The 14462-nt window shown below is 40.8% G+C and carries 13 protein-coding genes; 1 reads left to right on the top strand and 12 read right to left on the bottom strand.

What is annotated here, in order from left to right; genetic code table 11:
• Positions 1-3: 3 nt before the first annotated feature.
• Positions 4-1566, bottom strand: coding sequence for a BCCT family transporter (locus CGC63_RS04735; RefSeq protein ID WP_004223262.1), 1563 nt, complete (start codon positions 1564-1566; stop codon positions 4-6).
• A gap of 249 nt (positions 1567-1815) precedes the next feature.
• Here CGC63_RS04735 and CGC63_RS04730 point away from each other — a divergent pair, with 249 nt between their 5' ends.
• Positions 1816-3480, top strand: a complete 1665-nt coding sequence (locus CGC63_RS04730) for a sigma-54 interaction domain-containing protein (RefSeq protein ID WP_004223265.1) — start codon at positions 1816-1818, stop codon at positions 3478-3480.
• Here CGC63_RS04730 and rpoN read toward each other — a convergent pair.
• From rpoN to CGC63_RS04670, 11 genes are all read right to left on the bottom strand, one after another.
• Complete coding sequence (gene rpoN / locus CGC63_RS04725) at positions 3477-4793, bottom strand: RNA polymerase factor sigma-54 (protein ID WP_004223269.1); 1317 nt, start codon at positions 4791-4793, stop codon at positions 3477-3479. The two genes, CGC63_RS04730 and rpoN, sit on opposite strands and share 4 nt — an antisense overlap.
• Before the next feature lie 13 nt (positions 4794-4806).
• Positions 4807-5079 carry a hypothetical protein gene (locus tag CGC63_RS04720; RefSeq protein ID WP_004223272.1) on the bottom strand — a complete coding sequence of 91 codons (273 nt, stop codon included), beginning with the start codon at positions 5077-5079 and terminating at the stop codon, positions 4807-4809.
• A gap of 304 nt (positions 5080-5383) precedes the next feature.
• On the bottom strand, positions 5384-5659 hold the full coding sequence (locus CGC63_RS04710; protein ID WP_004223276.1) for a metal-sensing transcriptional repressor: 276 nt from the start codon (positions 5657-5659) through the stop codon (positions 5384-5386).
• A gap of 29 nt (positions 5660-5688) precedes the next feature.
• The gene (locus CGC63_RS04705; RefSeq protein ID WP_004223278.1) at positions 5689-6276 is read right to left on the bottom strand and encodes a DJ-1/PfpI family protein; all 588 of its coding nucleotides are present in this window, start codon (positions 6274-6276) and stop codon (positions 5689-5691) included.
• Between the two features lie 2 nt (positions 6277-6278).
• Positions 6279-6902 (bottom strand): ABC transporter ATP-binding protein, encoded by a 624-nt coding sequence (locus CGC63_RS04700; protein WP_004223279.1) that lies wholly within the window; start codon positions 6900-6902, stop codon positions 6279-6281.
• Positions 6892-7821, bottom strand: coding sequence for an ABC transporter ATP-binding protein (locus tag CGC63_RS04695; RefSeq protein ID WP_004223281.1), 930 nt, complete (start codon positions 7819-7821; stop codon positions 6892-6894). Before CGC63_RS04695 ends, CGC63_RS04700 begins: the two co-directional genes overlap by 11 nt.
• 9 nt (positions 7822-7830) lie before the next feature.
• Positions 7831-8661 (bottom strand): ABC transporter permease, encoded by an 831-nt coding sequence (locus CGC63_RS04690; protein WP_004223283.1) that lies wholly within the window; start codon positions 8659-8661, stop codon positions 7831-7833.
• Positions 8654-9646: an ABC transporter permease gene (locus tag CGC63_RS04685; protein ID WP_004223285.1), complete on the bottom strand. Its 993-nt coding sequence runs from the start codon at positions 9644-9646 to the stop codon at positions 8654-8656. The genes CGC63_RS04690 and CGC63_RS04685 overlap by 8 nt, the downstream gene beginning before the upstream one ends.
• Positions 9647-9736: 90 nt before the next feature.
• Complete coding sequence (locus CGC63_RS04680) at positions 9737-11395, bottom strand: ABC transporter substrate-binding protein (protein ID WP_040351277.1); 1659 nt, start codon at positions 11393-11395, stop codon at positions 9737-9739.
• Between the two features lie 184 nt (positions 11396-11579).
• Positions 11580-13604, bottom strand: a complete 2025-nt coding sequence (locus tag CGC63_RS04675) for an ABC transporter permease (protein ID WP_004223290.1) — start codon at positions 13602-13604, stop codon at positions 11580-11582.
• Complete coding sequence (locus tag CGC63_RS04670) at positions 13601-14365, bottom strand: ABC transporter ATP-binding protein (protein WP_004223293.1); 765 nt, start codon at positions 14363-14365, stop codon at positions 13601-13603. Before CGC63_RS04670 ends, CGC63_RS04675 begins: the two co-directional genes overlap by 4 nt.
• Between the last annotated feature and the right edge of the window lie 97 nt (positions 14366-14462).

The raw sequence follows: 14462 nt of genomic DNA, 5'->3' as shown, positions 1-14462 counted from the left end.
CTGCTACATTATATCCTTCTTTGTTTCCTTATCTAAGAAAAACAGTTTTATTGCAGAAACAACCTGCAAAATAAAAATAGTAAGAACCACAAAACCACCGCAGGCAGCCAGATATTTTACACCGTCTACACCTTGCTCGCCGCCTCCGAAAGCAACCATAATACATGCAATTAAACCAATAGAAACACCCCATACGATTTTCTGCCAGATTGCCGGCTCTTCATCATGTTTTGCCCCTTTGGTACATAAAGCGGCAATGGTTGTGGACATGGTGTCAGCCGTAGTAGAGAAAGCAGCAATCAAAGCCACAATAATGACCGGAATAATAATTGCTCCTAAAGGCACATGCTTTAAAAATTCCCAAATTCCGGCTACTGCGCCTTCCTCCTGAATGGTGGCAATGATATCTGCTTTTCCGCTTGTCTGCCATTTCAAAGCAGTTCCGCCCCATACAGAGAACCATACAAAGCCAAAAGATGCAGGTAAAATCCAGTTAATTACCAAGAACTGACGAACCGTTCTTCCGTAAGCAATAATGGCAAAGAAGATACCCATAAGCGGCGCATAAGCAATCCAGATAGCCCAGTCATACATCGTCCACCATGTAACCAGAGCTTCTCCGCCCACTGTTCCCGGGTCAAAGCCCCATGTCCAGAAACGGTCTAACCAGTATCCTAAGCCCACATTTGCCATATTCAAAATATAGAGTGTAGGACCAATTAAAAACAATACAATCAACAGCACATAGAAAATCTTAGAGGTCAGCCCTGCCAGCCACTTAATTCCTTTATCAATACCTGTTACAGATGCAACGGTAAAGGTTGCCGTAATAATTGCCGTTAAAACAAACCACACAATCGGGCCCTGTTTTATGCCGTAAGCAGAAGAAAGTCCCGTTCCGATAAGAGCAAGTCCTGCACCAAGAGATGATGCCAGTCCAAGGGCAATGGCAAGTACAGATAATACATCAATCAATGCTTTCCAAAAGCCTTTTGTAACACCCTCTCCAAAAAGAGGAATTAAAGATGCGGAAACAGAAAGCTCTTTCTTTCTGTTAAAATACATATACGCAATTACCACGCCGGAAAGTGCATACATGGCATAAGGAACAAAGGTCCAGTTGTAAAAGCTGCGTCCCATGGCAAACTGTGCCGCCTCATCAGACAGCGCCTTTACTCCATATCCATCCAGCTCTCCGTAAATATTTCCAAAATAAATCAGAACCTCATTCACACCATACGTAATCAACCCCGTTGCAATACCTCCGGTGAGTGTCATGGCAAACCATGAGCCAAAAGAATATTTCGCCTTGGCATCTTTCCCTCCAAAACGAATATTACCTGTCTTTGAAAAAGCCAGCAATGCCACAACCACTAAGGTTACCATGGCAACTACCTGATACAGCCAACCAAAGGAGTTTAATGACCATGAAAAAATTCCCTTTGTAACCTTTGTCAGCCATTCGTTGTTTACGATACCTAAAATCGCCGCCCCTCCTACTACCAGAAAGCAAGGAATGAACACATTCCAGCGTATAGGCTTTTTGTTTGTTTTGTTTCCTTCCATACTTTTTTCTGTCCGATTAAAAATCGGCTCGCTCCTTTCTTTTGTTTTATACCATACTAATATGCAATTTCCGTGCCAACGAAAAAACAGCGATATTTCGTGCTTTTCTTTTTTCTATATAACCTAAAAGTGCAAAATTATTTGGCATTATGCAAATTTGTTTGGCACTTTTCTTGTCTTTCACCTTTTCTATTGATATAATAATCAAAAAGAAATTTACAAATAAACTACAAAAAGGAGCGTTTTCCTATGAAAGCTTTTTATGATATCTGTTTTACCACAAACGAACAATATCAGTTTCTCCACGTACAATACGGAGATATTTATATAGAAAATACTTATGCACCATTATTTAAAAATTGGATTTCTTATCAAAGACACATCACCTCTGTTTTCCCTATTGCAGAAGAAGATACAAGCGGTGAGTTTGTGTGGGATGGAGACTCTTTCTCCTACGAAAGAATGGATGCGCCCAATCAAGGCTTTTATTATTTTTTAGTAAAGCAAAATCACTTAGAGGATTTGTTAATTCAAACCTTAAATTTAATTACCGATGGCGTTCAGATTTATGATGAAAACGGATATGCTCTGTTTTTTAATCAGGCAAGCCGCAAGCTTTCCCAAATCCCCCCTACTCTGGATATTCGGGGACGCCATCTTTTAGATTTATTTGCTCTCGACGAACAAATCAGCACCACCATGACAGCTTTGCGTACTAAATCGCCTGTGATTAACCGAGTAGACAATTTTTCTACTTCCGCAGGAGTTTCTATCGCATCTGTCAATACCTCCTATCCTGTTTCCAAAGACAATGAACTAATCGGAGCTATTGTATTTGAACAGACACAGAATATCATTGATTGCAGCAAGGAAAAAATGGCTCAGGCTGAAAAAGCGCTGCGTGATTTTCAGCCCAATACTCCGCCTACCCGTTTTTCTGGTTATACCTTCGAGCATATTATCGGGAATGGCGAAAATCTCCAAAAAGCTGTTCGTATCGCCAGAAAAATTGCTCCACAGAATAATTCTGTTCTTCTGGTGGGAGAAACAGGAACCGGAAAAGAAATTTTCGCTCAGAGTATTCACCGCTGCAGCCCCAGAAAAGACAAAAAATTTGTAGCGTTAAACTGCGCCGCAATTCCGGAAACTCTGATTGAAAGTCTTTTGTTCGGAACACAAAAAGGCAGCTTTACAGGCAGTGAAAATAAAGTCGGATATTTTGAGGAAGCAGAAGGGGGAACTTTATTCCTAGATGAGATGAATTCCATGAGCCTTGCCATGCAGTCAAAAATTCTGCGGGCTCTTCAGGAAAATTCCTTCCGCCGAGTAGGAGGCCAAAAAGACATTTCCATGGATGTCCGAATTATTTCCTCCTGCAATAAAGACCCTTTCCTGTGTATCAAGGAAAACGAACTGCGAAAAGACCTCTTTTACCGTCTTTCCACTGTCATGATTGAATTGCCGCCCCTTAGGAACCACAAAGAAGACTTAGAAGAGCTTATTCAATATCATCTTCGTTCTACTGTTTTTCAATATGTACACAGCTCCACAGAAATCAGTCCAGAGGTTATGGAGCTTTTCTACCATTATGACTGGCCGGGAAATGTAAGAGAATTGTTTCATGTATTAGACTATGTCCGCAATATCTCTGACGGAAATACCATCCTTTTAGAGCATTTGCCTTCTTATCTTCTAAAAACGAAAAAAGCATCGGAAACTCTGAAAAAAGTTCCCGATACCTTCTGCTCATTTCAAAACACATCTCTGCAAAACATGATGGACGAATATGAACATGAAATCCTGTGTTCTGCTTTGGAGCATTTTGGATACAACATCACCAAAACTGCCGATGCTCTTGGCATCCGTCGGCAGAGTCTGCAATATCGTATCCATAAATACGGTATTCATATTTAATATTCTTTTCGTCCCAATGCTTCGCTGATATGCATGGAATTTCTGTACTTTGCAATGGTTCTGCGGGAAATGTCAATGTCCATTTCCTGCAGTTTTTCCGCCAAAACCCTGTCACTGTATGGATTTTTCTTATCCTCATTCTCTATAATGCGTTTCAAACATTCCTTTATATACTCGGCACCCTTATCTGTTCCCGAAGAAAAGAAAAAGGAAAGAGGAAACATCCCCCATGTACACTGCAAATATTTTCCCTGTACGGCACGGCTGATTGTAGAAGGATGTACCTGTAACTTTTCTGCCGCTTCCTTTTGCGTCATAGGCTTCAAATAATTTTTTCCCCTTTGGAAAAATTCTGTCTGACTTCGCAAAATTTCCTCTGTAAGCTGCAATAAAGTACGATTTCTCTGTTCTATACAGCTTTTCAGCCACTCTGCCTGACGAATTTTTTCTTTGATATATTTTCCCGTTTCTTCTCCCTGCTCTCTCATCATCTGTCTGTAAAACGGACTGATGAAAATTTCCGGACTGTCATAATCGTTGACTAAAATTTCAAAGTAATCCTTTAGCTTCACAACAATCACATCAGGAATAATATAATTTTTATATGGCCTTGCAGGAAAATATCCTGCCGGTTTGGGGTTTTGTTCTTTAATCTGCTCACAGGCTTGTGCAATCTCCTTTAAATCCCTGCCTGTTTTCTTTACAATTTTCGATAATTGATTTTTTCCAAATTCCTCTATGTAGTTTTCTACAATTTCACAGGCAAGAGAAGTACAGCCTTTTTTTCGTAATTGTATCAGCAGACATTCCTGTAAATTAAGCGCTCCTACTCCCAAAGGCTCCATTGTACACAAGATTTGTCTGGCTCTTTGTATTTCTTCCAATGAACGCCCCAGAATATCTGCGATTTCCTCCTCATTCTCAAGCAAGTAGCCTCTCTCATCAAGACTTTGAATCATATAACGGATAATAGAAGCAGCTTTCTTATCTAAATCCATAAAAGCCATCTGTTCCAACAGATATTCCCTTAAATCCGGTTCGTTTTCTTCCCAGAATTCATTGCTTTCTTCCAGCTCCTGCTGATAATATACTTTATTTTGATAATCTCCGTTTTCCATCCACTCCAGCTTTCTCACAATCTCCTCATTATCCTGTTTTCTCGTGGTTTCTTCCAGCTCAATCACAGGATTTTCCAGCATAGCCTCCTGTACATATTCTTTTAAATCCCATGCCGTCATTTGCAGAATTGAAACAGCCTGAACCATCTCCTGCGATACCCTTGCCTGTATTTCTAATTCTTGTTTTAACTCCATTAAAATCCCTCTGCTACTTCTTGTTATCTGTTTTCTTGGAAAATTCTCTTTTTCGGAACAAGCTGCGAAGCAATACCATCCAGCCCCATGAAATAGAAACTGCCGGAAGTGCAGATAGGAAAATTCCTTTCACAGGAGATACCTCCGTAAACACTACCGGAGCAAAAAACATGGCAAAGACAACTACCATCATAACCACTAAGGTCACTTTTTCTTTCATGGTATTGGGCGGTGTTAAAAAAATCTTCGCAAGGTCTATTTCCAGTCTTTCCGGTTCTTTTTTCATGATACTTCACCCTCCTATACGTTTCTGATAAATCTTATTTTAGATTATAACATGTCTTATATCAACTATCTTTTCATTAAACAAAAAAACAGAGTCCATATCCTGCCATCGATATGTCTCTGTTTCTTTGTCTATGAGGATTCGACATTGCTTTCGCCGTATAACATTTTTTATGCGGAGGATGTATACGGCATCTGCATATTCATGCAGTAATTCAGTAACCTGTAACAGTAACTGTATATTTATCATATACTACTTGTTAAAGGTTTACAAGCCTCCCTGGGGGTTCCTTTTTCCAAAAATTTTATTTGATAAAACTGTCAATCCCTTTCTTCAATTTTCCAAGTCCCTCTTTATCCTGAAACTCCAGCTCCTCCTCCACACATTCCTCCATATACTGCTTTAAGACTTCCTTGCCTGCTCCATTGACCGCTGATTTCACTGCTGCCAACTGAATAAGCACCTCACTGCAATCCCTGCCGTCTTCCACCATCTGTTTCACCATTTTCAAATGCCCTGTCGCCCTTGCCAAACGGTTCACCATGGCTTTGTCATACTTGGTCTGATTTCTATCTTCCATATTTTTCTCCTAATAAGCGGGGCAGTATACTAACAGTAAATATCCTCATCTGCATTTTCGTTCCATGGATATCCCAGCTCCTTAGCCACCTTCTCTGCTGCGGCAATATCCAGAACATCTGTGATGGTCCAAAGAGCCGTATCCATTCCCAGTATCGTATTTCCGCAGGAATAAAATTTGCCGTCAATAGCCACTTTTGCACCTTCTATTCTCTCAATACCGGCAGTAAACATTCTGTTCCAGTTGGTGTCCATAGGAAAATCGGCAATTCTCCTTCTATATAAAAGTCCTGTCTGCGCCAAAATTGCAGAGCCGTTTCCTATCATCAGACAATAATCTGAATTTTCTGCTGCTTTCTTTATGATATTTAATGCTCTTTCATCTTTCCACAAAAGCCGTCTTGCACCTTTTCCTCCGGGAATAATTAAAATCCCGTCAATTTCCTCCGGTACAAGAAAGTCTGTCCACACTTTTACTCCATGTACACTATTGATTACATCTCCGGAGACAGAAAGATAACGGATATGAAATTCCTCCGGAAGCTTTCCGAAAACTTCTGCCGGTCCAAAGGCATCCAAGGTTTCAAAATCATCAAACAGTACAATATTTACATACATTTTCAGATATCCTCCCTTTTATTGATTTCCGCCAGATTGATTGTTCTGGTGCAGATTTTTTTTGCCAGCTCTGCATTATGGGTAACCATTAAAAGTCCCAGCCTTCTCTCCTCTACTTCTTTTAACATTAAATTCCAAATCTGTGCCTGTGTAATCACATCCAACATGGTACTCATTTCATCTGCAAAAAGAAAATGTGTACCGGAAAATAAGGAACGGGCAACACAAAACCGCTGAAGCTCTCCGCCTGAAAGCTCTCTCGGATAACGCTCCAGCCAGTCCTTCTCAATTCCCAGCGCCTCCATCACTTCTTCACGGAACATTCCCGACTCCTGAAGCACTTTTTTCATCTTCCAGCGGGGATTGATGGCTTTTTCCGGATGCTGGTAAATCAACTGAACAGGAGATACTCCTTTTTTCGGCAAAGGCTTTCCGTCCAGCAAAACTTCTCCCTTGGTAGGTCTTAAATATCCGGACATAATTTTTACCAGTGTGCTTTTTCCATATCCGCTTGGTCCGATTAAGCCTACCCGCTCCCCCTCTTCTATTTTCAGACTTACGTCCTGTAAAATCCACGGCTGATTGTCACTATACCGAAAGCTTATATTCTTTGCTTCAATCTGCATGTATACACCTCACATATCCCCCACGTACCTCTCTCATGGGAATATTTTCTTCACACTCTTTTGTCTTATGAGGACATCTGGGTGAAAACAGACACCCTTTTGGTAAATATTTTGCATAAGGCTGAAAACCGGGAATTGGCTCAAAGCCATTTTGCGGAAGAGCTTTCCACAGTGCCTTAGAATACGGATGACGAAGGGCGTCTACTCCTTCAAGAAAGTCCTTTGCAGCTGCTATCTCCACCGTAGTTCCTGCATAAAATACTGCAATTCTGTCTGCAATATGAAACGCCAAATCAATGTCATGGGTAATTAAAATAACTGCTTTTCCTTCATCGGAAAGCTCCCTGAATATTTTCAGAGCCTCCAATGCCATCTCCAAATCCAGTCCCGGCGTAGGCTCATCTGCAATAATCACCTCTGCCCCGCTTAATACTGCCGTAGAAACTAAAACTCTTCTTGCCATTCCTCCTGAAAGCTGAAAAGGATAGAGCTGTTCTGTTTTTTCATCTAAATGAAATCTCCGGAAAATCTCTCTTTGAGCTTTTATGATTTCCTTATCTGCCTTTCTTCCACGTACCTGTGTTCCCACCTTCATAAGCGGGTCCAGATAAGAGACAGACTGAGGCACCAGCGCCATTTCTTTTCCACGTAAAGCTTCTTTTTCTTTTTGGCTGAGCACTTTCCCCTTATAAGAAATCTCTCCGCTTATGGAAGCATTTTCCGGCAAAAGTCCCATAACCGCATGGGCAAGCAAGCTCTTACCGGAACCGCTGGAGCCTGCAATGGCAACAATTTCTCCCGGTCGTACATCTAAGGTCAGATTGGAAATTACTTTTAAATCATATTTTTCAAGTCCATTATCATACATCTGAAAGGATACGGACAAATCCTTTACTGATAAAATCGGTTCTTTTTTCATCTCTTACTCCTATTCATGAGCGCTGTAAGGGTCAATAATCTTCTTCAGATTTTCTCCCAGACGGTCAAATAATAAAACAATAATTACCAGCATCAGTCCCGGGAAAAATGCCAGCCACCACATACCGGCTGAAATATATTTCATGGACTCAGAAAGAATAATTCCGATTGCCGGCTGCTCCGGAGAAAGTCCGAAGCCTAAGAAGGTCAAGCCGGACTCGTGCATAATGGCATGCGGGAACATTAAAATCAATCCAATTAAAAACTGCGGAACCATGTGCGGTAAAATATGATGTACGGTAATCCACCAGCTGGAATGTCCCAGCTTTTTAGAAACCTCTATGTACTGCTGAGAACGAATTTGAAGGACTTCGCTTCGAATAATACGTGCCAAGCCTGTCCAGTGGGTAACCGCCACACCGATTAAAACGCCCTTTAATCCTCTTCCACAGGCAAAAGAAATTAAAATCAAAAGCACTGTATGAGGAATTCCCATAACTAAATCAATCAGCCAGTTCATCAAATGGTCCAGCCACGATTTTCCTGTGGCTGCGATTACTCCTACAATTAAAGCAATCACAGCGCTGACGCTGGATGCAACTACGCCCACGACAATACTTACGGATAAGCCTTTTATGGTTCTCACCAGCATATCCCTTCCCAACATATCGGTTCCGAAAGGATGCTTCAGAGACGGCGCCAAGCCTTTCTGTGAAAAATCTGCCTGTATCAGCTCATCGCTTAAAAATGCACCTGACAAATAAACACCAAGCAATACCGCAAAAATCAGAATGGCAAAAAGAATGGTCTTTTTTCGTCTGTTTAAAATTTTGCTATTCATTTCTATATCCCTCCCTGATTTGCGGGTCTACAATTCCATATATAATATTCGCCAGCATATTTCCTACAAAAACAAATAAGGTGCTAAACAACGTAATTCCCAGCAATAGGGGAATATCCGAGCCCATACCTGCCGCAGATGCCGCCGCACCAAGTCCCGGATAAGAGAACACTGTTTCCGCCAGAACAGAACCGCCGAAAAGCTCACTAAAAGAGCCAAACTGCATAGTAATAGCAGGAAGCATAATATTTCTAAGGCCGTGTCTTTTTAAAATACTCCATTTTGACTCTCCTCTTGCTTTTGCAAATAATACATAATCACTTTCCAAAACATCTACCAGCTTTTCTCTTGTATGTAGCGCCACATTGGCAAAAGAGAGAAAACTTAAAGTCAATGCCGGCAATATCAGATGGTGAATTCTCTGCAAAATCGTAACCTGATCTGCCGGAACACCTTTTGGTACACTCATACCCATGGGAAACCAGCCAAGCTGTACGGAAAACAGCATCAGAAACACAATTCCAATCCAGAAGGTGGGAATGGAACACATAATCAGACAGACCTTCTTTAAAATTTTATCTATCCATTTTCCGTTAAAAATTCCCATGGCACATCCAATGGCAAAGCCGATAATGCCGGAAAATACCCATGCCGTCATCATCAATGCCAAGGAGGTTGCAAACTTCTCTTTGATTACATCCAGAACAGGTCTTCGATAAATCAAGGATACGCCAAAATCTCCGTGAAGTAGGGATTTTCCCCATGCTAAAAAGCGTTCCACAGGAGGGTCATTGAGCCCCCAGTATTCTGCTATTTTTGCTCTTTGTTCTACGCTTACATTGGGAACAGAACCTACATACTGCTGCACCGGATCTACCGGTGAAAGACTTACCAGTATAAAGCTTATGATACTCACTGCTATCAGCAGGGTAACCATACGCAGAAGATACTTTCCCGTAAGCTTCAGATAATACTTACTCTTCATTTGTTTTCTCCTATACTCTCTATAACCACAATTAGAGTTGCCGCATTATTTCCCTAATGCAGCAACTCAAATTTTGTTTTTATACTACTTCTATTCCCATGTCCATTCTGCAAGATTTGCGATTAACGGCCATGCTGCACCATGCGCGTGAATTCTCTGGTTTCCGATATTTAAACCATCTTTTACATAGTACAGATGCGTCATATTCACATAGAATGCCCAAGGCGCTTCTCCCTTCATGGAAGTACCCGTTGTGCCGTCCCACTGTGCTTTCTGCCACCACTCATAAGAGTCCTCAATGGTGAGGGAATTCATTGCCTTATCCAGATATTCATCCGTTGTAGGATTGATATAAAATTCCGGATTGTACCAGTCTGTTTTTCCTGCATTACTGCTGTGGAACAACATATAAGAAGTCATCGGGCTGTCTGAACCCCATCCCATAATCATCGGCTCAGAGAACATTCTCTTAATGGTTTCGTCCTCACTGACGCCCTCTACATTGATTTCAAAGCCCATGTTTTCCTTTGCCTGATTTGCCACAGACATGGCAACAGCCTGACGCATGGAGTCTCCCGCAAAGTACATCAGATTAAATGCCAGCTTTTGTCCGTCCTTATCACGAATTCCGTCTCCGTCTGTATCTATCCAGCCGGACTGCTCTAAAAGCTCTACTGCGTAATCTACATCTATTTCAATAACATCTTCTTCATTCCACCATGGCATACCGTCACATTCAGAATAAGCAGGCTTTGCAAATCCGTTTAATGCCTCGTCAATAATCTTATCTCTGTCAATTCCGTAGCACATAGCCTTTCTTACATTCACATCTGCGGTAATGTCATTTCCGATTTTGTATCCGTCTTCTGTTGTCTTTCCTTCATCCGGTACTGTCGGCATTGTAATACCACGATTATCTACGGACTCTACCTTTTCCACGTGCATACCATCAAGCTCTGTTGTGGCAAGTGTTGCAGAAGTTAAGGCAATATCTACTTCTCCCGCTTTTGCAGCTACAAATCTGGCATCTTCATCCTGAATTAAAAAGACCGCTCTCTTAATTTCCGGCTGTTTACCATAATAATCTTCATTTGCTTCTAAAATAAACTGCTGTCCCTTATCCCACTGAACCATTTTATAAGGACCGGAGCCGATAATCTGGTCTGCCTCCAAGCCGAATTTATCGCTATATGCCTTTTCCGGTACAATTCCCATCTGTGCAACGGTATAAATAAAGGTTACACATGGCTTGGACAGCTTAAATTCCACGGTTGTATCATCCAATGCCTTACAGCTTTCCAGCATTGTCAAGTCCATGTAGGTTGCTTTTTCCTTTGTTGTATTAAATGTAAAGGCAATATCAGACGCTTTTAATGGCTCACCGTTTGTAAATTTTACGTCATCTCTGATTTTAAAAGTCCAGGTAAGGGCATCTTCACTGGTAGTATATTCTGTTGCCAAATCATTTTCAATCTGCTCATCACCATTGATTTTTACCAAAGTAGAATAAATGGGAGAACCTGTATATCCAAATCCTGTGCAAGGGTCAAAAGAGTCTCCTTCGCTGGAAAATCCAATCGTCACCTCTGATTTTTCCTGATTTTCTCCGTCTTTGCCGGCTTCTTTTGTTCCTTCCTTCTGTGTATCTGTTTTTGCTGCATCTGTTCCTGAGCTTCCGGAAGCCCCACAGCCTGTAACCATAGCAGAAACACATAATAAAGCCGTTAAAGCCTTCATTCTTTTCTTCATGGATTTTATCCTCCTAATTCTTTCTTCGTGTTTTAGCTTCCTCATTATATACAGAAAAATCCCCCGAGGCAAGCCACCCCGGGGGATATATTTTTTCGCTTTTTTCTTTTCTTTTTTTGCTCTGTTATAAGGAGTTGTAAACACTTTTTATCAAGTCAGTGCAAATCAGAACCCCATCCAGGGGTTAATCCTCCTTTCTATTGCTTACAATACCATAGTAAGCTCTGGAGGTTACCAGATACATCGCCACATAGAAAAGTGTAAAAATGATGTAGCAGGCTGCCGTCACTATGAGGAGTAGTTTCTGATTGTTAATACCAAATAAGACAATAATTTTACTCATCATAGGGAAAGCAAATGCTGTATGAATACCTGCTGCAATCAAAGGCATAAAAAATACCGTAAGTACCTGTGAATTAATGCTCTTTCGAATATCTCTGTGGCTCATACCTACTTTTTGAAGAATTTCAAATCTCTGCTGGTCTTCATACCCTTCTGTTACCTGCTTATAATACATAATGAGTACCATTCCCACAATAAACACAATTCCGAGAAGAATTCCCAGTATAAACATTCCGCCGTACAGTGCATAAAATCCGGCTCTTTCCGTTTCTCTGCTTTCTACCATAACATGCAGATTTTCATTTTGCTGTTCAAATTCTGCCCCACGTTTCTGAAGCTCCTGCGCTACCTCAATTTGTTTCTCTGCATCTGCCTTTAAATTAATGCCACGGTAATTATCCATAGCGTTTTCCATACCGCTTAACTGCTCACATTCCTGTCTGATTTCGGAAAGCGTTTCCTTGTCTTTTACAAAAATGAACATAGATGAAATCGTCTGCATCACATCCAGTCCGTTGTCCACAAATTTAGGCACGTTTTTCTTTATCTTCCACTCTCTGCCGTTTTCCAAGGCAAGTATATCCTCTTCATACTCTAGCTTTGTATTATAAAGAAGGATTTCGTTTTCTTTTAAAGTCTCCTGTTTCCCCATGAGGCGATTATAATCCTCTACGGGAATAAAAAACAACTGTCTGATGTGCTTATACACATCTGTTCCATAGCTCTCCATGCGCTCCGGACTCATAGCCAATTCGCTTCCGTCTAAATAGCCTGCTGCTCCCAGATAAGTATAGAACAGCTCATCCTCTTTTTCTGTCTGTGTTTCTTCTAAAACTTCTGAAACAATGTTATAAAATTCATCTACTTTTTCTTCGTCTTCTGTTTGCACATCTATCACCAGCTCCTGCGGATAGCGGGAATTTAAGAAATCCTCTGCTCCCATATACAAACAGGAAACAGCAGATACCATAACCAGCACCATGGTAGATAAAATACAGATAGAGGCAAGTCCCTCTCCGTTTCTTTTCATACGAAACATCATCGTCGATACAGAAATAAAGTGGTTGGATTTATAATAATAGCGTTTGTTATTTTTCAAAATTTTACACAACACCACAGAGCCTGCTTCAAACAGCAGATAAGTAGCTCCGATTACCATGATGACAGCTACAAAAAACATACCGATTACCTGCATCGGCTCTTCAATAGACAGGGCAATTATGTAGGCTCCTGCTAAAATAACAATACCAAGCACCGTCAAAACCCAGTTTGACTTTGGCGGTTTTTCCCCTACCTGTGCGCTCTTCAGCAGCTCCACCGGTTTCATTCTGAAAATCTGAAACAGACATTTTAATAAAATCAAAAGAAAAATCGGAAGAAAAACGGTTATTGTATCTTTCGCAGATGAAACGGAAATCGTAAAATGAAAATCCGCTTTTCCGCCCAGCATCTTAATCATGGCAAGCTCTCCTAATTTAGAGAAGAAAATGCCTCCGCCAATACCGCAAATAAGCGTAATTGTTGTAATCTGAATACATTCCCATACCATAACGTAAGCCACATTTTTCTTACCCATACCTAAAATATGGTAAAGACCGAATTCCTTATATCTTCTTTTCATCAAAAAGGAGTTGGTGTAAAACAGGAAAATCAACGCAAACACGCTGATAACCAGACATCCGAAGGACAAGGTCATCTGCATGGTTTCTCCGCCTAGCATTCCTCTTACAATTTCGCTGGTGCTTAAAAAACAAATCATATAAAACATCATAATCATGCCAATACAGGCAAACATATAAGGCACATAAATCTTTTTATTCTTCTTTATTCCTGTCCACGCAAGCTTAGGATAAAATCCGATTTTCACTCTGTTGCACCCCCTCCTGCCAGAACAGTAAGGGCGTTGGAAATCTTTTCATACATCTGCTGTCTTGTATTATTTCCTCTGTAAATCTGATGGAACACCTCACCGTCCTTGATAAAAAGCACACGTTTTGCATGACTTGCTGCTTTTATGGAATGGGTTACCATTAAAATAGTCTGTCCCTCCTCATTTACTGCGGAAAACAGCTCTAAAAGTTCATCTGTGGATTTGGAGTCTAAAGCTCCCGTAGGCTCATCTGCCAAAATCAACTTCGGATTGGTAATCAGCGCACGGGCAACTGCCGCTCTCTGCTTCTGACCTCCTGAAACCTCATAAGGATACTTTTCTAAAATTGCTGTAATTCCCAGCTTTTCTGCAATGGGAGCTAATCTGTATTCCATCTCTTTATATCCTTTTCCGCTTAATACCAGTGGTAAGAAAATATTATCTTTAATAGAAAAAGTATCTAAAAGATTAAATTCCTGAAATACAAAGCCCAGATTTTCTCTGCGGAAAGTAGAAAGCTCTGTTTCCCTTATTTTGGACATATCTTTTCCGTCCAGCCATACCGTTCCTTTTGTCGGCTTATCAAGAGCTGCAAGAATATTTAAAAGAGTCGTTTTACCGGAACCGGACTCACCCATAATCGCCGTGTATTCTCCTTCCTCAGCGCTGAAATTCACATTTCGAAGGGCTTCTACCTGATTTCCTCCAAATCGTGTTGTATATATTTTCTTTAAATTCTTTACTTCTAAAATTGCCATCTCGTTTTCCTCCTTGCTTTGTTCAAACGTATTGTATCAAAAAAGGGAAATGCTTCGCCATAACTTCCGCTTACATTTCCCCTGTTTCATCTTACAT

Source organism: Blautia hansenii DSM 20583 (assembly GCF_002222595.2).
GTDB lineage: Bacteria > Bacillota > Clostridia > Lachnospirales > Lachnospiraceae > Blautia > Blautia hansenii.
The sequence above is the reverse complement of the archived record's forward strand: the minus strand, read 5'-3'. Positions and strand labels throughout refer to the sequence as shown.